Source organism: Streptomyces sp. NPDC031121 (assembly GCF_055570615.1).
Map to the genome: position 1 here is coordinate 66,128 of NZ_JBVIGV010000020.1, position 21,076 is coordinate 87,203.

Here is a 21,076-nt window from a genome sequence, read left to right on the forward strand (position 1 = left end):
CTCCTCCTCCCCCCCTCTCCCCCGCCCCCCCACCTCCCCTCCCCGCGCCCCCTCTCCCCCCCCCCCCCCCCCCCCCCCCCCCCCCCCCCCGGGCCCCTTCCCCCTGCGTGCTACCAGGTGAAGCCCGGCTGGATCGCCATGCACTCCTTGTCGTTGCCGCCGTTGAGCGGACGGGCCGAGTCCGGGGCCTTGGTGGGGGCCGGCGGGGGCGGGGTCGGCGCGCTGCCGGTCCGCCAGTCCTTCCCGACGAACAGGACGATCCCGGTGACGTCGTCCGTCTTCTGCACGGCGGAGGCCGGCAGGCCCAGCGCGGTCGCCACGGCCGCGGCGTCGCCCGCCTGGCCGGGGCTGGAGAAGCGGACCACCGTCGTGTCCTCGGACCCGGTCAGGGTGTCCGCGACGGCACGGGTGAAGCCCTTGCCGGCCAGCACGGCCGCGACGTCGCCGGCCCGGCCCTTGACCCGCCCCTGCGCCCCGTCCCTGCCGCCGGTGGCGTTGCGGACCGACACGGGGATCTTCGCGGGCGGCGCGGCCGGGTCGGCCGTCGGCTGGCTCGGGGCCGGCGAGGCGGGCGGCGCGGGGGCCGCGGGCGTGCCGGAGGCGCCCGCGGAGGGCGTGGCCGCGGGGGCGGCGGGCTGCTCGGGGCCCTTGCCGTCGAGCGGGATGTCCTCGCGGATCATCCGGAACAGGTCCTCCGCCTCGCCCGGCTTGGGCTCGACGCGGGCCGAGTCCGACGGGCTCGGGATCCACGGCATCGTCGTCATGGTGATGCGGGACGGGTCGACCTTCTTGAGCTCCATGCTCAGGTCGTACAGCTTGTCGATCTTGTTGAGGCCGGGGTCCACCACCATCGCCTTGATGGCGGCCTGAGCCAGGCTGTTGAGCTTCATCGGGTTGCTCAGCTTGGCGTTGCGGCGGAACTCACGGGCCAGCGAGTTCATGTACATGTGCTGGGCGTGGGCGCGGCCTATGTCGCTGCCGTCCTCGAAGCCGTAGCGGGTGCGCAGCCACTGCAGGGCCACCTCGCCCTGGATGACGTTCTCGCCCTTGGGGAGCTTCAGGCCGGAGCCCTTGCCGTCCCGGGTGAGGGAGTGGACGTTCTCCTGGACGCAGACCGGGACGCCGCCGATGGCGTCCGCCATCGTCACCACGCCCTTGAAGTCGATCATCATGAAGTGGTCGATGGGGATCCGGGTGAGGTCCTGCCAGGCGGCGACCGTGCAGCCGGGGCCGCCGCGGCTGAGGGACTCGTTGGTCTGGACGAGGCCCCGGCTCGCCGGGTGCACCTTGCCGTTCGGCTCCGTGCACTTGGGCATCTTCAGCATCGTGTCGCGCGGCATCGACACCACCGACATGTTGCTGCGGTCGGCCGACAGGTGCAGCAGCATCTGCACGTCCGCGAGGGGCGGCCCGTCGAAGGTGTCCTTGGCGCCGCCGAGGGCCTTGTTCTCCTCGCCGTCGCGGGCGTCGGAGCCGATCAGGAGGATGTTCAGCGGGGTCTGCCCGAAGGCGTTGGGCCTGGAGCCGCCCAGCTTGTTCTCGCCGAGGTTCAGGGCGTCCGTCTGGATGCTGCCGTTGAGGTGGCGGTAGTAGAGGTACCCGGCCGCCGCCGTCGCGAGTATGAGGAAGGCCAGCACGGAGGCCGTCCAGCGGAGTATGCGGCGCTTGCCGCGCCGTGGGGTGGGGCCCGCCCCGGAAGCGCTCGCGGAGCCCGTGCCCGCGCGCGGTGCGGGGACGCCGCCGCGGGCGGCTGGTCCGCCGTCGGCCGTGTCGCCGTCCGGCCGGGCGGGCGCCCCCTCCCCGCGCACGCTGTTGCTCCTCACACGTCCCCCCTAGAGATCACGTCATGTCGTCATGGTGCGCCCGCCGGACCGGCGCAGGTGGGCCGCCGGCCGGCCGCTCGGGAAGCGGCAGACCGGCCGGCACGGCTACTTGGCGCAGATCGCCTTGTCCGCCTCGACGCGCTGGATGTTCTCCGGCGCCTTCTGCGGAGCCGTCATGGAGATCCCCGCCCCCCGGAAGTCCGCGCCGAGCGTCAGCTTCATCGCGGTCCTGGGCGCGGCGTCGGCCGTGCCCATCTTCAGCGCCGAGGCGGGCAGGCCCATCATGTCCGCGAGGGCGCGGGCCTGGTCGGCCTGGTTGGGCGCGTACTCCAGCTGGGTGGCGTCGAGCTTGGCGGGCGCGTTGCCGAGGTTGCTGGACCGGGAGACGCCCTTGGTGTTCTGCAGCCAGCCCAGGGTGGCCGAGGCGGAGCCCGCCGGGCCGCCCCCGTTGAGGACGTCCACCCGTACGTCCCTCGCCTGCGCGCGCGGGCCCTGGAGCAGGGCGTCCTGCCTGGCCTTCGCCTCGGCGTCGGCGGCGTCCTTCGCCGCCTGCTCCTTCTCCTCCACCTCGGTGAGGGACACGTCCGCGCGGATCATCTCCAGCAGGGGGTCGGCCTGGGCGTGGTCGACGACCACCGTGGCCTTGACCTTCTCCGCCGGGTTGTCGCGCACCGGGAGGGTGGCGAAGGTGACGTTCTTGAGGTTCATGTCCTTCAACTCACCGGCCAGATTGGTGAGTTTCTCGATCGACCCGATGCCCGAGTCCACCGTGAGCGACTTGGTGGCCGCCTCGGCGAGGGAGAAGAACTTCTTCGGACTGGTCAGCGTCTCCTTGGACTTCATCTCGCGCATCATCGAACTCAGGAACTGCTGCTGCGTCTTGATGCGGTCCAGGTCGCTCTCGTTGCCGAAGGCGTGCCGGGTGCGGACGAACGCCAGCGCGTCCTCGCCCTGGAGGCGGTGCTCGCCGGGGCCCAGCTTGAGCTTGGAGTCCTCGTCGTCGACGGCCTTCTCCAGGCAGACGGGCACGCCGCCGACCGCGGTGCTGAGCACCTTCACCGCGTTGAAGTCGACCATCATGAAGTGGTCGACGGTGATCCCGGTGAGCTCCTTGACCGTGCGCATGGTGCAGCCCGGGTCGCGGCCCTCCTGGCCGAGGCTCGTGTTGAAGCGGTCCCCCTTGCGACCGGGGATCGTCTTCGTCGTGCCGTCCGGCTGCTTCGTGGGGCAGGCCGGGATGTTCGTGATCAGGTCGCGCGGGATCGACAGCGCAGTGGCGTTGGTGCGGTCCTTCGAGACGTGGAAGAGGATCGTCGTGTCGGCGTGGCCGGGGCTGCCCGCGTCGCCGTACCCCTCGTTGCCGGAGCCGGAGCGCTTGTCGGTGCCGATCACGAGGATGTTGATCGGCTGGTCCTTCTTGAAGCCGCCCGTGCCCGCGTCGCCGACGTCGGTGACCTTCAGGTTGCCGTTGAGGTGGTTGTAGTAGAGGTACGCGCCGAGCGAGCCGCCCACCAGAAGGAACGCCAGCGTGCCGCCCGTCACCACCAGGGCCCGCTTGCGGCGCGGAGCGGAACCGCCCTTGCGGGGCCGGCCGCCGCGCCGGCCCGGCGGGGTCTCGCCGCGGCGCGGACCGGGCACCGCGGGAGTGGGGGAGGCGGGCGCCTTGGCCGGGCCGCCGGGAGCCTTGGCGGCCGTCCCGGCCGACCTGGAGGCGCTCCCGGCCGTCCTGGACGTGCTGCCCGTCGGCTGGGCGGGGGCCGCTGCCTCCGGGCGGGACCGCGACGGTCTGCGCGGCGGGGTCACCGCCGGCGGCGGACCTTGCGGACCGGAGCGGTCCAGTCGCAGTTCGTAGTTGCCGGTGCGGGGGTTGAGCACCCACTGGTCGGCGGGGTCGATCTCGTCCGCCCGCCCACGGCTCTGCGCATCCACGGTTGCTTGAATCCTCCGTCGGTGCCTCGCGACACGCCTCCCCCAAGGCGCCCGGTCAACGATCCGGCTGCTGGTGCACGGCCTCTTCGCTGGCCAGGGCACCGGATCGCTCACCTTATCCGCCCCGGTCCGCTGCAAACCATGGTGGTGACAAATTCCACTCACCCGAAACCAGGGCAAAGCACTCATGCCTTGCGGTTCGGACACCGGCTTTTGGGATTGCTTTACCGGCAGTCGGTCATCCCGGCAGTGGTGCCCGTGAACGTGGGGACGGGCGTCGCGCTGGTCTCGGTTCCCGAGGTGGGCGCCGTACGGGTCGGGGTGGCGGGGGCGTCGGGCGTGGGCTGCCGGGGCGTGGCCGTGCCGTGTTCGTCCTTGCCCTGTCTGTCCGTTCCCGTCGACGGGGCCACCGCGAGCGGCTGGTCCGTGCGCAGCCGCTGGAAGAGCCGGGCCGCGTCCGGTTGCACCAGTTCGTCCCGGTTGGGGTTCGCGGCGTACGGACGGCGCGGCACCGTCAGGAAGTTCACCTGGTCGGTAGGCACGCTCCGCAGCGCGCGTGCCAGTTCGTACAGGCCCCGCAGCGACGCCAGCCCCGGGTCGGTCGTGACCGAGGAGGTCGCCGCGTCCAGCAGCGGATACAGCTTCCGCGGGTTCAGCAGCACCCCGTTGCTCTGCACCTTGTCGACCATCGAGGCGAGGAAGTGCTGCTGACGCTCCATCCGCTCGGTGTCGCTGCCGTCGCCCAGGCTGTAGCGGGCCCGGACGAAGCCCAGCGCCTGCTCCCCGCGCAGGGTCTGCCGGCCCGCCGGGAGCCTCAGGTGCGCCCCGGAGTCGTTCACCGGCTGCCTCAGGCAGACCTCCACCCCGCCGATCGCGTCGACCATCCGCTTGAACCCGTCGAAGTCCACCACCATGTGGTGGTCGATGCGGATCCCCGTCAGCTTCTCCGCCGTGCGGATCGTGCAGGCTGCCCCGCCCCGCTGGAACGCCCAGTTGAACTGCGCGAACTGCTCGGCGCTGCGGTTCCCGCCCGGCCCCAGGCAGCTCGGGATGTCCACCATCAGGTCGCGGGGGATCGACACCGCCGTCGCGCTGCGGCGGTCCGCGGGCAGGTGCAGGAGGATCACCGTGTCCGAGCGCTGCGTGCCCCTGTCCCTGCCGTACGAGGCGTTGCCGCTGCCCGCGCGGGAGTCCGAGCCGATCAGGAGGATGTTGCGGGAGCCGGCCGTGCCGGGCGCCGGGCGCTCCCGCTCGTAGCGCTCCAGCTCGGCCGCCGCGGACGTGTCCGAGGTGATGTTCGCGTTGAGCTTGCGGTACAGCCACCAGCCCGTACCCGCCCCGAGCAGCACCAGCAGGGCCAGGCCGAGCCCGATCCAGCGCAGCAGGCGGCGCCGGCGGCGGCGCGGGGGCTCCGGGGAGCCTCCGGCCGCTTCCGGCCTGCCGGGTATGCCTGCGCTGGATGCCACTCGCGTTTCCGTCCCCTCGCCGGTCCGGCACGGGTCCTGCGTGCGTCCGTCCGTATGTGCGCTGCCTGGTCGGGCATGCGCGTACGGCCTGGACCGATCCTGCCCCCGGGCGTGGGGGGCGGCCCGGGGGCAGGGGGCTGTCTAGGGCCGAACGGGTGAAAAGTAGGCGGGGGCGGCCGGGTCGAGGCGGTGGCGGACGAGGGGCGGTGCGATGGGGCGTCGGCCTCTACGTCAGCGTGTGCGTCACGCGCTCCGTCTCCGTGCGCTTCGCCAGCCCCTCCGCGCCGAGGCTGTCCAGGTGCCGGCACAGCACCACCGATCCGCCGGCGGCCAGCGCCGCGTACAGCCCGGCCGACAGGCCCTTCCACGTGTCGTAGCCGAGCCCGGACAGCAGCCGGGACCCGGGGCCAAGGCCCAGCCCGGCCGCGTCCGCCCGGGCCCGCTCGACGACCTCGGCATGGCTGAGTTCCTCGCCGCCGACCGACAGCGCCGGGCCGTCCGGGTCGACGGGGACGAACGGGGCGAACCGGTCGCCCTGGGAGGGAACCTCCACCGCGTAGTCCGCGAAGCCGGCCGGCGGCTGCGGGAACCGGCCGCCCAGCGGCCGCAGTGCGAGCGCGACCCGCTCGCCCGGGCACGCCGAGGCCGCCTCCAGGGTGTCCGGGCCGCTGACGACCACGTCCGCGTCGGCCGGGTCCCCGCCGACCTCGGCGACGACGCCCACGGAGGCGCAGGCGAGCAGCCATACCGCGCTCTGCCAGTGCGCGGGCAGCAGCAGCGCGAGCCGGTCGCCCGGGCCGGCGGCCAGGTCGCCCTGGAGCAGGTTGGCGGTCTTGGCCACCCAATTGGCGAAGGTGGCGACGGACAATTCGACGCGCTCGCCCGTGGCGTCGTCGTAGAAGGTGACGAGAGGGCGGCCCGGATCGGCGGCGAGCGCGGATCGCAGCAGGTCGGCAGGGGTGCGGTCAGTGGCGTTCACCCGCCCCAGCGTACGCGGGGCCCTCCCCCGGACGGCGGCGCACGCCTCATCCGTACGGGGGAGCGGGCCGGACGCGCCACCAGACGGTCCGTCAGCTCTCCGATGGCGGGCCGCACGGACAGTGCCCAGCATCGCTTGCATGCGTGGATTCCTGTCTTCAGCGGTCGGTGTCGCGGCCGCCGCCGCCGCACTTGCCCTGCCGCTCGCCCTCTCCGGGCCGGCCGCCGCCGCCTCCGGCGCGGCCGCCGCTGTCTCCGGGCCCGCTTCCGCCTCCGGTTCGGCTCCTGCCGCCCCCGCCGGCTCCACCCAGTCCCTGCCCCTCGCTCCCGTGGGGGCGTCCTCGAACCGGTCGGCTGCGCCCGGATCCGGCCCGCGCCTTCCCGAGACGCGGGGCCTGGCCGCGCGGGAGGTCGAGCGGTTCTCGCTGGTCGGGGTCGTGTGGGACGACGCCGAGGCCGAACTCCACGGCCGCGTCCAGGTCCGTACCCGCTCCGTCGGCACCGCGCTCTGGTCCGACTGGCAGGACGTCGAGACCCACAACAGCGAGCACGCCCCCGACCCCGACACCGCCGAACGCGGCGCCGGCCCCACCCGCGGCGCCACCGCCCCGCTGTGGGTCGGCGAATCGGATGCCATCGAGGTGCGTGTCGAGGCCGAACCGGCCGCTCCCGCCACCCGCGCGCTGCCCGCCCGGCTCCCGTCGGGCCTGCGGATCGAGCTGGTCGACCCCGGAGCACCGCCCGCGGGCGCAGCTGACGGGAAGAACGGTGCGGGCACGGGCGGTCTGCCCGCCGACGACGACCAGGGGTCCGTACTGGTGCCCGGCATGACCATGGAGATGGCGGAGGCCTCCTCCGTGAACGTCCCGCTGGCACCGCTCGGCGCCACGGAGATCGGCGCCCTCGACAAGGCCGACTCGACCGCTGACGCCGTCCTGACCGGCGAGGCCCGGCCCGGCGCCGCGGCCGCCCCGTACATCGGCCCCCGCCCGAAGATCATCACCCGGTTGGGGTGGGGCGCGGACGAGAAGCTGCGGGAGAAGGCATTCGCCTACACGAGCACCGTCAAGGCCGCCTTCGTCCACCACACGGCGTCCGGCAACAACTACGCCTGCAAGGACGCGCCCGCCGTCATCCGCAGCATGTACCGCTACCACGTCGTCAGCGAGGGGTGGCGCGACATCGGCTACAACTTCCTCGTCGACAAGTGCGGCACCGTCTACGAGGGCCGCGCCGGCGGGGTCGCCCGGGCGGTGCTCGGCGCGCACACCATGGGCTTCAACGCCGACAGCATGGGCGTCGCGGTCATCGGCACCTTCACCGGTACGAACCCCCCGGCGCCCGCGGTGAAGTCCGTCGCGGCACTCACCGCCTGGAAGCTGGGCCTGTTCAACCGGGACCCGCGAGCGACGACCACGCTGAAGTCCGGGGGCGGGAACCGCTACCCCAAGGGCAGCAGCGTGAAGATGAAGGTGATCTCCGGGCACCGCGACGGCTTCGCGACCGAGTGCCCCGGCAAGCTGCTGTACGGGCAGCTGCCCACCGCCCGGACGGCATCGGCCAAGCTCCAGGGGAGGTGAGCGGGCGGTTCCCGCGGGCCCGGGTCAGGGCCGGGCAGGTGGTGCCGAACGCCGCCGGCCCGGCCGTGACCCGCCGGACAGGCCCTGTCCCTCCCGCTCCGGCTGACCCGCTCCGGCCGGCTGGGATGCGGCTACGCTCGTGGGCATGGCCGGCCGATTCGATCCCCTGACCCGTGCCGCCGTGCGCGGCGGGCGGACCCGTGTACCCGCCGCGCGGCAGGCCGCGTCGGGGGCGGCGGCCGAGGCGCAGAGCCGGGTCTGGGATCCCGGCGGGCCGATCGACCTCGGGCTGACGCTCGGGCCGTTGCGGCGGGGGCCCGGGGATCCGACCTTCCGGGTGGGCGAGGACGGGTCCGTGTGGCGTACGACGCGGACTCCGCAGGGGCCCGCGACGCTGAGGGTGTCCCTCGACCGCAGCGCCGGGCGGGTGAAGGGTGAGGCGTGGGGGCCCGGCGCCGACTGGGTCCTCGATGCGCTGCCCGCCCTGCTGGGTGCAGGTGACGATCCCGCGGTGTTCGTGCCGCGGCACCGGCTGGTGCACGAGAGCCATCGGAGGCGGCCCGGGCTGCGGCTGACCCGTACGGGGCTGGTGCTCGAGGTGCTCGTTCCGACGGTGCTGGAGCAGAAGGTCACCGCCGATGAGGCCTACCGGTCCTGGCGGCGGCTCGTACGGGCGCACGGCGAGGCCGCACCCGGGCCCGACCCGGGGCTGTGCGTGGTGCCGGACGCCCGGACCTGGGTGATGCTGCCGTCGTGGGAGTGGCACCGGGCCGGGGTCGACGGGAAGCGGTCGGCGACGATCGTGCGGGCCGCGCGGGTGGCGGCCCGGCTGGAGGAGGCCGCGGCCCTGCCGCCCGGGAAGGCGGCCGCGCGGCTGGAGGCCGTGCCCGGCATCGGGCCGTGGACCTCCGCCGAGACCCTGCAGCGCAGCAACGGCGATGCCGACGCCGTGACGACCGGCGATCTCCATCTGCCCGGGATCATCGGCTACGCGCTGGCCGGGAACCGGGACGCCGACGACGCGGTGATGCTGGAGCTGCTCGCACCCTACGCGGGACAGCGGCACCGGGCCGCCCGGCTGGTGCTGCTCGCCGGGCGGACCCCGCCGCGGAGGGCGCCGCGCATGTACCGGAGCGACATCTCGCTGATCTAGTGCTGTGGCCGGGAGGGTTTCCCGGCCACAGCACTACTAGCGGACCTCGATGAAGTCGTCCGGGCTGCGGGTCGGGCGGTGGCGCGGGGGTTCGGCGGGGCGGCCGACCGCGACCGCGCCCATCGGGTCCCAGGCGTCCGGGAGGGAAAGGACCTTGCGGACCACGTCGCGGCAGAACATCGTCGAGGACACCCACGCCGAGCCCAGGCGCTCGCCCGCCAGGGCGACCAGGAAGTTCTGCACGCCCGCGCCGGTGGCGACGACGAACATCTCCCGTTCTGCGGTGTCGCGGCGGGCGTGCCCGTAGTGGTGGGCGCCGTCGGTGACCATGCACGGGACGACCAGGTACGGGGCGTTGCGCAGGACGTCGCCGCGGCGGACGCGCCGGGCGATGGACTCCTCCGACCTGCCGTCGCGGCGCAGGTCCGCGATCCACGCGTCGCGCATCGCGTCCAGGAGTTCCAGGCGGGCCGTCGCCGATTCGAGGAGGACGAACCGCCAGGGGGTGGTGTGGTGCGGTGCGGGGGCGGTGAGGGCGGCCGCGACGGCGCGGCGGACCGCGGCCGGGTCCACCGGGTCGTCCGTGAAGGCGCGGACCGTGCGGCGCTGCGTCACGGCCTGCCGTACGGCTTCCGAGGCGCCCAGGCGGAACATGTCGTCCTGGGCGGGGCGGACCAGCCGGGCGGCCGTGGCGTCGCCGCCGACCAGGTGCGGCAGGCCGCGGACCACGGCGACGGGCCGGTGGGCGGCCTTGCCCTTGACCAGGTCGCCGGCCGCCGCCAGCTCGTCGGCCGTGGCGACGACGGTCGCGGTCAGGGGGTTGCCGTGGGTGTCCGTGCTGCCGCGGAGGTCGTGCAGGACGCGGACCCCGGAGGAGCCGATCGCGATGTCCGTCAGGCCGGTGCGCCAGGGGCGGCCCGAGGTGTCGGTGATGATCACGCCCACGTCGGCCGAGAGCAGGCGGGCCAGTCCCGTGCGGATCGCGGCGGCCGAGGCGTCCGGGTTCTCCGGGAGGAGGAGCACCGTGTCGGGGGCGGTGTTGGAGGCGTCGACCCCGGCCGCGGCCATGACCAGGCCCTGGCGGTTCTCGACGATGCGCAGGGTGCCGCGGCGGGCGACCACGCGGACGGTCTCGGCGTCGATCGCCTCCTCGCGGGAGGCCGCCCGGACGATGCGGCCCTCCGACTTCGAGACGATCTTCGAGGTGATGAGGAGGATGTCGCCGTCCCGGAGGTCCGGGGCGCTCTCGGCGATCAGGCCGGCGAGGTCGTCGCCCGGCTTGATCTCCGGGAGGCCCGGGATGGCGTGGACCTCGTACGACGCGGTCACCGGGTGGCCTGCGCCAGGGACAGGGCCTCGCGGGCCATCGCTGCCGTGGCCTCCGTGTCGGTCATCATCAGCGGGACGGCGCGGCAGGCGATCCCGGCGGCCTCGACCTCGGCGACGGCGCCGGCGTCGGCGGTGTCGACGAGCCAGCCGTCGAGGAGGTCCGGGCCGTAGTGCCGGGCGACGGCCGCGGCGGTCGACTCCACGCCGACCGCGGCGAGGACCTTGTCGGCCATGCCGCGGACGGGGGCGCCGCCGACGATCGGGGAGAGGCCGACGACCGGGGCGGCGGCACCGGCCACGGCCTCGCGGATGCCGGGGACGGCGAGGATCGTGCCGATCGAGACGACCGGGTTGGAGGGCGGGAGGAGGATCACGTCGGCGGCGGCCAGGGCTTCGAGGACGCCCGGGGCGGGCTTGGCCCGGTCGGCGCCCACCGGGACGACGGCCTCCGCGTCCACCGCCGCGCGCAGGCGCACCCAGTACTCCTGGAAGTGGACGACGCGGCGTTCGCCGTTCTCGGTGAGGGCGACATGGGTTTCGACGCGGTCGTCCGACATGGGCAGGAGGCGGACCCCCGGCTGCCAGCGGTCGCAGAGCGCCTCGGTGACCGCGCTGAGCGGGTAGCCGGCGGCGAGCATCTGCGTGCGGACGATGTGCGTGGCGAAGTCGCGGTCGCCGAGCCCGAACCAGGTCGGGCCCACGCCGTACGCCGCGAGCTCCTCCTTGACGGTGAACGACTCCTCGGCGCGGCCCCAGCCCTGCTCCTCGTTGATGCCGCCGCCGAGGGTGTACATCACGGTGTCGAGGTCGGGGCACACCTTGAGCCCGAACAGGTGGATGTCGTCACCGGTGTTGCCGATGACCGTGATCTCCGCCGCGGGGACCGCGGACTTCAGCCCGCGGAGGAAGCGGGCGCCGCCGATGCCGCCGGCCAGAACAACAATGCGCATGCAGCGAAGTCTGACAGGCGTCAGACCCGGACGGCCTCCGGGTGGGCCGGGTGGCAGTTGTGCATCGGCATGGCCTGGAGGCCGGGGAAGTAGACGTGCAGGCTGACCGCGCCTTCGAGGGTGTCGTTGACGACCTCGTGCGCGTAGCCGGGGGCGAAGACGCGCTGGGCGCCCGGGCCGAGGGTGAGGGTGCCGCGGGTGTTGCGCTCGGTGAGTTCGCCCTCCAGGACCGTCCAGACGCCGGAGGAGGGGCCGTGGTCGTGGAAGCCGCTGCCCTGGCCGGGAACCCAGCTGAGCAGCCACACCTCGTACCCGGTCGGGGATCCGGGGGAGGGGGCCACGGACCGCAGGCGGTGGTACCAGCGGGTCGTGGCGTCGTAGCGGACCAGGTGCTGCCAGCTCGCGCGGTCCGCGGCGATGGAACGGGCGAGGCCGGCGAACTCGGCGACGGTGGCGGGGTGTTCGCGGGCCGGCTGGAGCAGGTGCGGTACGGAGAGGATGTCGCCGGCGATCTGGAGGTCGCTCTCGATGACGGCAGGGGCGGCGGCGGAGTCGCGCATCACGGGGGTCCTAGACGGGTGTCAGTGGGTGGTCGCTGTGGCGGGGGCCTGGAGGAGCCGGGGCTCCCGGGGCATCAACAGCCGCAACAGCAACAGCGAACCTGGGCAGCGCACAGGAACCCACGAACGGGGGTCCGGAAGGCGGCTGCGGTCACTGACATGGGAACAAGGAGACCGGCTGCCGGGCCGGACTGTCAACTCAATGCCCGTTTTGGTCGAAAAGTTTCAACTGATCCGGTTAACCAGAACGGAGAAAGGTTTGTGCAGCCGAATGCAGGGCACATCGCGTGCCGAGAACCGTCTCGCGCCTGCTCAAACTTATGTGGCCAACTCGTGATCGGAATGTGATCTGCGCCGCTTCTGTGGCCGGATCGCAACCACCGCCGGGGGGTCCGCGTATGTCACGGGTGGGTGTGGGTGAAGTGGCACTCGTGGCAACTGTCACGATTTTTGGCGATATCAACACTTTCTGCATAGCCTTGGTTCCGCAGAGTGAATAAGGGCCCCAATAGCAGACCCCGGCTTGACTGCGCTGGAGCCCCACACTTGTAATTTCACTCGTGTCGTTACGTAGCGATGAGTGACGACGGCCACGGGGATGCACAGACAGAGCGAGGGGCGCACATGACCGAGCTGTTTCAGGAACTGCTGGTCGAGGAAGCGGACGAAGAGCTCGGATGGCAGGAGCGCGCGCTGTGCGCCCAGACCGACCCCGAGTCCTTCTTCCCCGAGAAGGGCGGCTCCACCCGAGAGGCCAAGAAGGTCTGCCTGGCCTGCGAAGTCCGGTCCGAGTGCCTTGAGTACGCCCTCGCCAACGACGAGCGGTTCGGCATCTGGGGCGGCCTCTCCGAGCGCGAGCGGCGCCGCCTGAAGAAGGCCGCCGTCTGACTCCCGCCGAAACGGCCCCGCGCCCCCGCCCGACACCGTCCGAACCCCGGCCCGGCGTCACAGCGGGTGACGGTTCCGCGCAGCACGCACACCATCGGTCCGCCTCCTGCAGCTTCCCCGCAGGAGGCGGACCGCTGTGTTCCGAGCCGTTAGTGTGGCGCTGTCCAGCAGCCTCCGAGGGCATGCGCGCCCGCGGACCTCCCACCGGCCCAGCCCGGCGGGACACCCAGGCCGGAGGGCCAGTAGAGCGATGTCCCTGCACAGCCAGTCGACGGCCTCCTACCAGGCCGCCGCCACGCCCCAGTTCCCCCGGCACGTCGTCACCGCGGTCCTCGTCGCCCACGACGGCGCCCGCTGGCTGCCCCGGACCCTCGCCGGCCTCCTGGGCCAGGAACGCCCCGCCCAGAACCACGTCGCCGCCGACACCGGAAGCCAGGACGACTCCGCCCGCCTCCTCGCCGAGGCCCTCGGCGACGACCGCGTCCTCCACCTCGCCCGCCGCACCGGCTTCGGCGCCGCCGTCGACGAAGCCGCCCGCAGCGCCGGCACCCCCTCCCCCGACGACCTGCCCTACCTCAAGCGCCCCAGCGGCTGGGACCCCGTCAGCCGCACCTGGCGCGACGACGCCTACGACCTCCCCGAACTCCCGCACGGCGAACCCGTCCAGTGGCTCTGGCTGCTCCACGACGACAGCGCCCCCGAGCCCGACGCCCTCACCGAACTCCTCCGCGTCGCCGACGAGAACCCCGACGCCGCCGTCATCGGCCCCAAGCTCCGCGGCTGGTACGACAACCGGCAGCTCCTCGAAGCCGGCGTCACCATCGCCCGCAGCGGCCGCCGCTGGACCGGACTCGACCGCCGCGAACAGGACCAGGGCCAGCACGACCAGGTCCGCTCCGTCCTCTCCGTCTCCACCGCCGGCATGCTCGTACGCCGCGACGTGTACGACGGCCTCGGCGGCTTCGACCGCCGCCTGCCGCTCATGCGCGACGACGTCGACCTGTGCTGGCGCGCCCACAGCGCCGGCCACGGCGTCCTCGTCGCCCCCGACGCCGTCCTGCGCCACGCCGAGGCCGCCTCCCGCGAACGCCGCACCGTCGACTGCGCCGGCCGCAGCGCCGTCGGCCCGCACCGCGTCGACAAGGCCGGCGCCGTCCACACCCTCCTCGCCAACTGCTCCGGCGCCGCCCTGCCGTACGTCCTGCTCCGCCTGATCGCCGGCACCGTGCTGCGCACCCTCGGCTACCTCGTCGGCAAAGCACCCGGCCAGGCCGTCGACGAGCTCACCGGCCTCCTCGCCGCCCTCCTGCGCCCCGGCCGCCTCCTCGCCGCCCGCCGCAGCCGCGGCCGCCCCGCCGTCCCCGCCAAGGAGCTCCGCCCCCTCTTCCCGCCCCCCGGCGCGACCCTCAGGGCCGGCGTGGAACAGCTCGCCGCCCACTTCGCCGGCGGCCGCGACGCCGACACCCCCGCCGCCGGCCGCCACGCCGGCCCCGAACCCGGCGCGGACGACACCGGCCACCCGGCGCCGGAGCGGTTCGCCCGCCTCCGGCGGATCGCCCGCAACCCCGCCCCGCTCCTGCTCGCCCTCCTCGCGGCCGTCTCCGTCGTCGCCTGCCGCGGCCTCATCGGCAGCGGCTCCCTCATGGGCGGCGCCCTCCTGCCCGCCCCCGACAGCGGCCTCGACCTGTGGCGCCGCTACACCGAGGACTGGCAGCCCGCCGGCACCGGCTCCACCGCCGGCGCACCCCCCTACCTCGCCGTCCTCGGCGCCCTCGCGACGCTGCTCCTCGGCTCCTCCGACGCCGCCCTGACCCTGCTCCTCGCCGGGTCCGTCCCGCTCGCCGGACTCACCGCGTACGCCGCCTCCCGGCCCCTCGTCGCCTCCCGCCTGCTGCGCGCCTGGGCCGCCGCCGCCTACGCCCTCCTCCCCGCCGTCACCGGCGCGCTCGCCGACGGCCGCCTCGGCACCGCCGTCCTCGCCGTCCTCCTCCCGCTCCTCGCCCGCTCCGCCGTCTCCGCCTTCGGCCTCGCCGCCCCGGCCGGCGCCGGGCTGCGCGGCCCCTGGCGCGCGGTGTGGACGCTGGCCCTGCTGATGACCGCGGCCGCCGCCTTCGCCCCCGTCGTGTGGCTGCCGGCCGCCGTCCTCGGCCTCGCCGCGGTGGCCGTGCGCCGCGCCGAGTGGAAGGCGTACGCCCTGCGGCTCCTCGCCGTCCTCGCGGTGCCCGCCGCCGTCCTCGCCCCCTGGTCGCTGACCCTCCTCGCCGACCCGGCCCGGCTCCTCGACGACGCCGGACTGCCCGCCCCCGCCGGCACCGCCACCGCCCTCGGCCTGCTCGGCGCAAGCCCCGGCGGCCCCGGGACCGGCAGCGGACTCCTCCTCGCCGGCGCCCTCCTGGCCGCCCTCGCCGCCCTGCTCCGCGCCGACCGGCGCACCGCGATCCGCACCGCCTGGGCCGCCGCCCTGACCGGGCTCGCCCTCGCCGTGCTCCTGAACCGCACCGGCTGGGCCGGTCCCGCCACCCTCCTGTACGGGCTCGGCGTCCTCGCCGCCGCCGCCGTCGGCGCCGAGGGGGCCCGGGAGCGCGTCGCCGCCAGCAGCTTCGGCTGGCGGCAGCCCGCCGCCGCCCTGACCGCCCTCGCCGCCGCCGCCGGACCGCTCCTCGCCGCGGCCGCCTGGGCCGCCGGCGGAGCCGCCGGACCGCTGGAGCGCCGCGACCCCGCCCAGGTCCCCGCGTTCGTCGCCGAAGACGCCGGCACCCGCGACCGGGCCCGCACCCTCGTCCTCGGCGGCACCCCCGCCCAGGTCTCCTACAGCCTCGTCCGCGGCTCCGGCGCCACCCTCGGCGACGCCGAGACCGCCCCCGCCGGCGGCAGCGCCCGCCTCGACAAGGCCGTCGCCGGACTCGTCGCCGGCTCCGGCGCCGACCAGACCGACCAGCTCGGCGACTTCGCCGTCCGCTACGTCCTGCTCCGCGACGACGCCCCGCAGGAGATGCGCAAGGTCCTCGACGCCACCCCCGGCCTCAGCCGCATGAGCCAGCTCGACGGCAGCGCCCTGTGGCGCGTGGACCGCCAGGTCGCCCGCGCCGTCATCGTCCCCGGCAAGCCGGGCGAGGCCCCGGTCCCCGTCGCCTCCGGCCCCGTCGAGATCCACACCCGGATCCCCGCCGGGGAGGACGGCCGCGTCCTGCGCATCGCCGACCGGGCCGCCCCCGGCTGGCGGGCCGCCCTCGACGGCAAGCCCCTGAAGGCCAGGACCGTCGACGGCTGGGCGCAGGGCTTCGAACTGCCGGCCGCCGGCGGCCGCCTCGACCTCGTCCACGAGGACGCCCTGCCGCGGACCGCCTGGCACTGGGCCCAGGGACTGCTGGCCGTCGTCCTCCTCGTCATGGCCCTGCCCGGCCGCCGCGCCCGCCTCGACGACGACCTCCCCGACGAGGGCGCCGACACCGCCGACCCGGCCGCGCCCGCCGGCGCACCCGAGGGCCGGCGCGCCCGCCGGCTCCGCGCCGGCGCCCCGGCCGCCCCGGAGGCGTCCGCGGCCGAGCCCGAGGGCGCCGTCGCCGACCCCTACGCCGGGATCCCCGCGCAGCCCGCGTACGGGGAGGAGTCCTACGCCTACCAGGACCACGGGGCACAGCCGTACGACCCGTACGGGCAGGGCCACCCCGGCCCGTACCCCGGCCAGGCGTACGCCGACCCGGGCCACGCCCACCCGGACCAGGCGTACGCGGAGCCCGGCCACGGGCAGCCGCCCGTACAGCCGTACGTACCCGCGCAGCAGGCCGGCCACGACCCCTACACGGCGCAGCCGTACGACCCCCAGGCCTACGGCTACCCGGACCAGGGCGGCCACCCCTACCCGCAGTACAACCCGCAGCACGACCCGCAGTACGAACCCCAGCCGTACGCCGACCCGTACGACGCCCACGGCCGGCAGCACCACCCGCGCCCCGACGGGAGCCCCCAGCAGTGAAGCACCGCGCCCCCCTGACACTGGCGGCCGCCGCCGCGGCCCTCGCCGCCCTCGCCGGCGCCGCCCACCTCCTCGCGCCCGCCGCCCCCGCCGGCGGCGCCCCCGCGGCCTCGGCCGCGCGGATGCCGGTGGAGCGCTCGGTCCTGGCGTGCCCGGCGCCCAGCTCCTCGGACATCGCGGAGACCGTGTACACGGCGATCACGCCCGCCGCGCCCGGCGCTTCCGGCCAGGGCACGGCGCGCCTGGTCGGCGCCACCAAGGAGGCCAAGACGGTCCTGGAACTCAAGGAGCCCGGCAGGCCGGCCGGGGCGAGCGCCTCCGGGGCCGAGGCGCCGGCGCTGGCCGGCGCCGCCGACGGCGTCCTGGCCCCCGGCTGGACGGCGCAGCAGACGACGAAGGTGTCCGTCGGGCGGACGCGCGGGCTGCTCGGCGCCGCCTGCACTGCGCCCGGCACCGACTTCTGGTTCCCGGGGGTGAGCACGGCCAAGGGACGCGAGGACTACGTGCACCTCACCAACCCGGACGACACGGCGGCCGTGGTCGACATCAAGCTGTTCGGCCCCGACGGCCCAGCCAAGGCCGACGCGGGCACCAACGAGAACATCCGCATCGACCCCCGCTCCACCAAGGCGGTCTCGCTGGCCACCCTCGCCCCCGGCGCGCAGCTCGCGGACGCCGCGGCCCGGGTGACGACCCGCGCCGGCCGCGTCGGCGCGTCCGTGCAGGCCGGCGAGGAGGGCGTCGGCGCGGACTGGCTGCCGGCCTCCGCCGACCCGGCGGCCTCGCTGGTGCTGCCCGGGATCCCGGCGGACGCCGCGTCCGTGAAGCTCGTCGTGTTCGCGCCCGGCGAGGAGGACGCCGACCTCGCGCTGCGGCTGGCCGGCCCGAACGGCTCGATCAGCCCGGCCGGCAGCGAGCGGCTGCACGTCAAGGCCGGCATGACCGCGAGCGCGGACCTGAAGGACCTCACCCGCGGCGAGGCGGGCTCCCTGCTGCTGGCCCCCGCCGAGGACGGCAGGCCCGTACCGGTGGTGGCGGCGCTGCGCGTGGTCCGCGGCAGCGGCGCCAAGCAGGAGCTGGCGTTCGTGCCGGCGGCCGCGCCGGTGGGCGCGCGGGCGACCGCCGCGGACAACCGGGCCGGGGACGGGGCGGGCGTGCTGTCGCTGACGGCGGTGGGAGCCGACGCGAAGGCGAAGGTCACCGCGTCGGCGGGGACGGAGGGCGGCGAGCCGGCCGTGCAGGAGGTCACCGTCCGGGCGGGCACCACGCAGGCACTGCCGTCCCCGGTACCGGCCGGGCTGAAGGGCGCGTACGCCCTCACCGTGGAGACCCTCTCCGGCGGGCCGGTCCACGCCTCGCGCACGCTGACGCTGCCGCACGACGGGGTGCCGATGTTCACCGTCCAGACCCTGTCCGACGACCGCGGCACGGTCCCGGTCCCGCAGGCGCGCCAGGACCTGACCGTCCTGACCCGCTAGTGCTGTGGCCGGCGGGGTCAGTCCTGGCCGTAGCGCGGGTCCACCGTCTCCGGGGTCAGCCCCAGCAGCTCCGCGACCTGCTCCACCACGATCTCGTGCACCAGCAGCGCCCGCTCGTCGCGGGTCTTCGACCGGATCTCCACCGGCCGCCGGAACACCACGATCCGCGGCGGCCGGCCCGTCCCCGGCGACTCCGCGAGCGCCCCGAGCGGCACCGCCTCGTCGTTCCAGCCGGTCTCCGGCCCGCCCGGCGGCCCGGGCACGTCCGCGACGACGAACTCCACCTCCGCCAGCTGCGGCCAGTGCCGCTCCAGCCGGTCGACGGACTCCCGCACCAGGTCGCCGAAGAGCTCCGCCCGGCTGGCCGCCAGCGGCACCTGCGGAGGGGCCACCGGCCCGCGCATCCCCCGCCCGTGCCGGTCGCGGCGGCGCGGCCGCGGTCCGGCGGGCAGGTCGGCGGGACGGGGCTCGCTGGGTGGCACAGGGCTGTCGGTCACCCCCCGAGCGTAGCCCGCAAAGGGCCCCCCACCGGGGCGTTTCCGACCCCGCCGGACCCTGCCGGAGGCACGACACGGGGGAGTGACCTGCGGGAGAGTCGTCGCGGCCCGGTCAAGAGTGCGGTACCGTCCAACGTCGTGAGCCTTGTACGTCGCTGTTCTCGCACCGCGTGCGGCCGCCCTGCCGTCGCGACACTGACGTACGTCTACGCCGATTCGACCGCAGTTCTCGGCCCGCTCGCCACATACGCCGAACCCCACTGCTACGACCTGTGCGCCGAGCACTCCGAGCGCCTGACCGCCCCCCGAGGCTGGGACGTCGTGCGCCTGAACGACGGCTCGGCGCCCTCCCGCCCCAGCGGCGACGACCTGGAGGCGCTGGCCAACGCCGTGCGCGAGGCGGCCCGCCCGCACGAGCGCGCGGCCGAGGGCGGCGGACCGGCCAAGGGCGGTTCCCGGTCGGCCGGCGAGACGCGGCGCGGGCACCTGCGGGTGCTGCGGTCCCCGGACTCCTAGGCCCGTCCGAACTGCACGGTAGGTTGGCCCCACCGCACAGGAGCACCAGGAGGGGCAGGCAGTGGCCGCAGATCTTTCGAACATCGTCAAGGCGTACGACGTACGGGGCGTCGTGCCGGACGAGTGGGACGAGGCGCTGGCCGAGCTGTTCGGTGCCGCCTTCACCGAGGTCACCGGCGCCACCGCCATCGTCGTCGGCCACGACATGCGGCCCTCCTCGCCCGCCCTGTCGGCGGCCTTCGCGCGCGGCGCCGCCGCCCGCGGCACCGACGTCACCCTGATCGGCCTGTGCTCCACCGACCAGCTGTACTACGCGTCCGGCAAGCTCGACCTGCCCGGCGCCATGTTCACCGCCTCGCACAACCCGGCCCGCTACAACGGCATCAAGCTGTGCCGCGCCGGCGCCGCCCCCGTCGGCCAGGACACCGGCCTCGCGGAGATCCGCGCGCTCGCCGAGCAGTGGTCCGAGCACGGCCTGCCCGCCGCTCCCCAGGGCACCACCCCCGGCACCGTCACCACGCAGGACACCCTCGTCGGCTACGCCGAGCACCTGAAGTCCCTGGTGGACCTCACCGGGATCCGGCCCCTGAAGGTCGTCGTCGACGCCGGCAACGGCATGGGCGGGCACACCGTCCCGACCGTCTTCGACGGGCTGCCGCTGGAACTCGTCCCCATGTACTTCGAACTCGACGGGACCTTCCCGAACCACGAGGCCAACCCCCTCGACCCGAAGAACATCGTCGACCTCCAGGCCCGCGTGAAGGCCGAGGGCGCCGACCTCGGGCTGGCCTTCGACGGGGACGCCGACCGCTGCTTCGTCGTCGACGAGCGCGGCGAGGGCGTCTCCCCCTCCGCCGTCACCGCCCTCGTCGCCGCCCGCGAGCTGGCCCGCAACGGCGGCACCGGCACCGTGATCCACAACCTGATCACCTCCTGGTCCGTCCCCGAGGTCGTCCGCGAGAACGGCGGCACCCCGGTCCGCACCCGAGTCGGCCACTCGTTCATCAAGGAGGAGATGGCCCGCTCCGGCGCCATCTTCGGCGGCGAGCACTCGGCGCACTACTACTTCAAGGACTTCTGGAACGCGGACACCGGCATGCTCGCCGCCCTGCACGTCCTCGCCGCCCTCGGCGGCCAGGAGGGCCCGCTCTCCGAGCTCACCGCCTCCTACGACCGCTACACCGGCTCCGGCGAGATCAACTCCACCGTCGCCGACCAGGCCGGCCGCCTCGCCGCCGTCAAGGCCGCCTACGCCGCCGCCGACGGCGTCGCCCTCGACGAACTCGACGGCCTGACCGCGACCGCCGCCGACTGGTGGTTCAACCTGCGCCCCTCCAACACCGAGCCGCTGCTCCGCCTCAACGTCGAGGCCCGCGACCCCGAGACCCTCGCCCGCATCCGCGACGAGGTCCTCGCCCTGGTACGCGGCTAGCGCCTGAATCGGGTTGCCCCGCGGAGCAGGGAGCGGCGTTCGGTGCGTGCCGGGCGTCGCGACGCCGCGGGGCAACTCAGTACAGGCCCTGGCGGCCGCCACCCGCCGGCCTGCCGCCGGGCCGCGCGAATCGCGGCCCGGCGGTACGCTGACCACGCCCAATCCGCATGTTCGAAGGGAAGCGCCCCATGCCGCTCGAAGCCGGCCTTCTGGAGATCCTCGCCTGCCCCGCCTGCCACTCGCCCCTGGAGGACAAGTCGGCCGACGAGACGGCTCCCGAGCTGATCTGCACCGGCCGGGACTGCGGCCTCGCCTACCCGGTCCGCGACGGCATCCCCGTCCTCCTCGTCGACGAGGCCCGCCGCCCCGCCTGAGCCCCGGCCCTGCGGCCCCCGCCGCGCGCGGCGGCCGGCGCCGAGGCCCCAGGCCCGCAGACCACGCCGCAGGCGCCGCGCCGCAGGCCGCACGCCGTACAGGGCGCCCGTCGCAGCGCCGGGCGCCCGAGCACCCGAGTCGCCCGC

At 75.0% G+C, this 21,076-nt stretch carries 16 protein-coding genes; 8 read left to right on the forward strand and 8 right to left on the reverse strand.

Translation table 11 applies throughout. The features are described from left to right. Window positions 1–110: 110 nt before the first annotated feature. The 4 genes from ACZ462_RS30120 to ACZ462_RS30135 all read right to left on the reverse strand — a co-directional run bounded on the left by ACZ462_RS30120 (window position 111) and on the right by ACZ462_RS30135 (window position 6,197). Window positions 111–1,823 carry an LCP family protein gene (locus ACZ462_RS30120; protein ID WP_467809461.1) on the reverse strand — a complete coding sequence of 571 codons (1,713 nt, stop codon included), beginning with the start codon at window positions 1,821–1,823 and terminating at the stop codon, window positions 111–113. Window positions 1,824–1,928: 105 nt separating this feature from the next. Continuing rightward, the gene (locus tag ACZ462_RS30125; protein WP_467809462.1) at window positions 1,929–3,752 is read right to left on the reverse strand and encodes an LCP family protein; all 1,824 of its coding nucleotides are present in this window, start codon (window positions 3,750–3,752) and stop codon (window positions 1,929–1,931) included. A 224-nt stretch (window positions 3,753–3,976) separates the two neighbouring features. Continuing rightward, entirely contained in the window at window positions 3,977–5,218 is a 1,242-nt protein-coding gene (locus ACZ462_RS30130) for an LCP family protein (RefSeq protein WP_467809463.1), read from the reverse strand. Between the two features lie 226 nt (window positions 5,219–5,444). Beyond that, complete coding sequence (locus ACZ462_RS30135; RefSeq protein ID WP_467809464.1) at window positions 5,445–6,197, reverse strand: TIGR03089 family protein; 753 nt, start codon at window positions 6,195–6,197, stop codon at window positions 5,445–5,447. A gap of 139 nt (window positions 6,198–6,336) precedes the next feature. Here ACZ462_RS30135 and ACZ462_RS30140 point away from each other — a divergent pair, with 139 nt between their 5' ends. Then, the gene (locus tag ACZ462_RS30140) at window positions 6,337–7,776 is read left to right on the forward strand and encodes a peptidoglycan recognition protein family protein (RefSeq protein WP_467809466.1); all 1,440 of its coding nucleotides are present in this window, start codon (window positions 6,337–6,339) and stop codon (window positions 7,774–7,776) included. A gap of 145 nt (window positions 7,777–7,921) precedes the next feature. Then, on the forward strand, window positions 7,922–8,929 hold the full coding sequence (locus ACZ462_RS30145) for a DNA-3-methyladenine glycosylase family protein (RefSeq protein WP_467809467.1): 1,008 nt from the start codon (window positions 7,922–7,924) through the stop codon (window positions 8,927–8,929). A gap of 36 nt (window positions 8,930–8,965) precedes the next feature. On the opposite strand, the gene ACZ462_RS30150 is transcribed toward ACZ462_RS30145, so the two are convergent. From ACZ462_RS30150 to ACZ462_RS30160, 3 genes are read right to left on the reverse strand one after another with little or no spacing between them, the layout of a single operon-like run. Beyond that, the gene (locus ACZ462_RS30150) at window positions 8,966–10,258 is read right to left on the reverse strand and encodes a coenzyme F420-0:L-glutamate ligase (protein ID WP_467809690.1); all 1,293 of its coding nucleotides are present in this window, start codon (window positions 10,256–10,258) and stop codon (window positions 8,966–8,968) included. Continuing rightward, window positions 10,255–11,208, reverse strand: a complete 954-nt coding sequence (gene cofD / locus ACZ462_RS30155; RefSeq protein ID WP_467809691.1) for a 2-phospho-L-lactate transferase — start codon at window positions 11,206–11,208, stop codon at window positions 10,255–10,257. Before cofD ends, ACZ462_RS30150 begins: the two co-directional genes overlap by 4 nt. Window positions 11,209–11,228: 20 nt before the next feature. Continuing rightward, on the reverse strand, window positions 11,229–11,768 hold the full coding sequence (locus ACZ462_RS30160; protein ID WP_467809692.1) for a cysteine dioxygenase: 540 nt from the start codon (window positions 11,766–11,768) through the stop codon (window positions 11,229–11,231). Window positions 11,769–12,392: 624 nt separating this feature from the next. Between ACZ462_RS30160 and ACZ462_RS30165 the strand changes: the two genes are divergently transcribed. The 3 genes from ACZ462_RS30165 to ACZ462_RS30175 all read left to right on the forward strand — a co-directional run bounded on the left by ACZ462_RS30165 (window position 12,393) and on the right by ACZ462_RS30175 (window position 18,110). Beyond that, window positions 12,393–12,656: a WhiB family transcriptional regulator gene (locus tag ACZ462_RS30165; protein WP_003983763.1), complete on the forward strand. Its 264-nt coding sequence runs from the start codon at window positions 12,393–12,395 to the stop codon at window positions 12,654–12,656. A gap of 250 nt (window positions 12,657–12,906) precedes the next feature. Continuing rightward, window positions 12,907–16,632, forward strand: coding sequence for a glycosyltransferase family 2 protein (locus tag ACZ462_RS30170; protein WP_467809693.1), 3,726 nt, complete (start codon window positions 12,907–12,909; stop codon window positions 16,630–16,632). Then, window positions 16,629–18,110 carry a DUF5719 family protein gene (locus ACZ462_RS30175; RefSeq protein ID WP_467809694.1) on the forward strand — a complete coding sequence of 494 codons (1,482 nt, stop codon included), beginning with the start codon at window positions 16,629–16,631 and terminating at the stop codon, window positions 18,108–18,110. The genes ACZ462_RS30170 and ACZ462_RS30175 overlap by 4 nt, the downstream gene beginning before the upstream one ends. A gap of 17 nt (window positions 18,111–18,127) precedes the next feature. On the opposite strand, the gene ACZ462_RS30180 is transcribed toward ACZ462_RS30175, so the two are convergent. Continuing rightward, the gene (locus ACZ462_RS30180) at window positions 18,128–18,607 is read right to left on the reverse strand and encodes a metallopeptidase family protein (RefSeq protein WP_467809695.1); all 480 of its coding nucleotides are present in this window, start codon (window positions 18,605–18,607) and stop codon (window positions 18,128–18,130) included. Window positions 18,608–18,745: 138 nt separating this feature from the next. Between ACZ462_RS30180 and ACZ462_RS30185 the strand changes: the two genes are divergently transcribed. The 3 genes from ACZ462_RS30185 (at window position 18,746) to ACZ462_RS30195 (ending at window position 20,929) form a co-directional block, all read left to right on the forward strand. Beyond that, window positions 18,746–19,123 (forward strand): DUF3499 domain-containing protein, encoded by a 378-nt coding sequence (locus tag ACZ462_RS30185; RefSeq protein WP_467809696.1) that lies wholly within the window; start codon window positions 18,746–18,748, stop codon window positions 19,121–19,123. 61 nt (window positions 19,124–19,184) lie between these two features. Then, window positions 19,185–20,555, forward strand: coding sequence for a phosphomannomutase/phosphoglucomutase (locus ACZ462_RS30190; protein ID WP_467809697.1), 1,371 nt, complete (start codon window positions 19,185–19,187; stop codon window positions 20,553–20,555). Window positions 20,556–20,743: 188 nt separating this feature from the next. Next, window positions 20,744–20,929 (forward strand): Trm112 family protein, encoded by a 186-nt coding sequence (locus ACZ462_RS30195; RefSeq protein WP_054222355.1) that lies wholly within the window; start codon window positions 20,744–20,746, stop codon window positions 20,927–20,929. Window positions 20,930–21,076: the final 147 nt, after the last annotated feature.

Excerpts from the sequence above, each read along its gene's own strand:
- ACZ462_RS30170 (WP_467809693.1), top strand. The coding sequence starts at position 12,907 with ATGTCCCTGCACAGCCAGTCGACGGCCTCCTACCAGGCCGCCGCCACG.
- ACZ462_RS30160 (WP_467809692.1), bottom strand. The coding sequence starts at position 11,768 with ATGCGCGACTCCGCCGCCGCCCCTGCCGTCATCGAGAGCGACCTCCAG.
- ACZ462_RS30140 (WP_467809466.1), top strand. The coding sequence starts at position 6,337 with ATGCGTGGATTCCTGTCTTCAGCGGTCGGTGTCGCGGCCGCCGCCGCC.
- ACZ462_RS30195 (WP_054222355.1), top strand. The coding sequence starts at position 20,744 with ATGCCGCTCGAAGCCGGCCTTCTGGAGATCCTCGCCTGCCCCGCCTGC.
- cofD (WP_467809691.1), bottom strand. The coding sequence starts at position 11,208 with ATGCGCATTGTTGTTCTGGCCGGCGGCATCGGCGGCGCCCGCTTCCTC.
- ACZ462_RS30165 (WP_003983763.1), top strand. The coding sequence starts at position 12,393 with ATGACCGAGCTGTTTCAGGAACTGCTGGTCGAGGAAGCGGACGAAGAG.
- ACZ462_RS30145 (WP_467809467.1), top strand. The coding sequence starts at position 7,922 with ATGGCCGGCCGATTCGATCCCCTGACCCGTGCCGCCGTGCGCGGCGGG.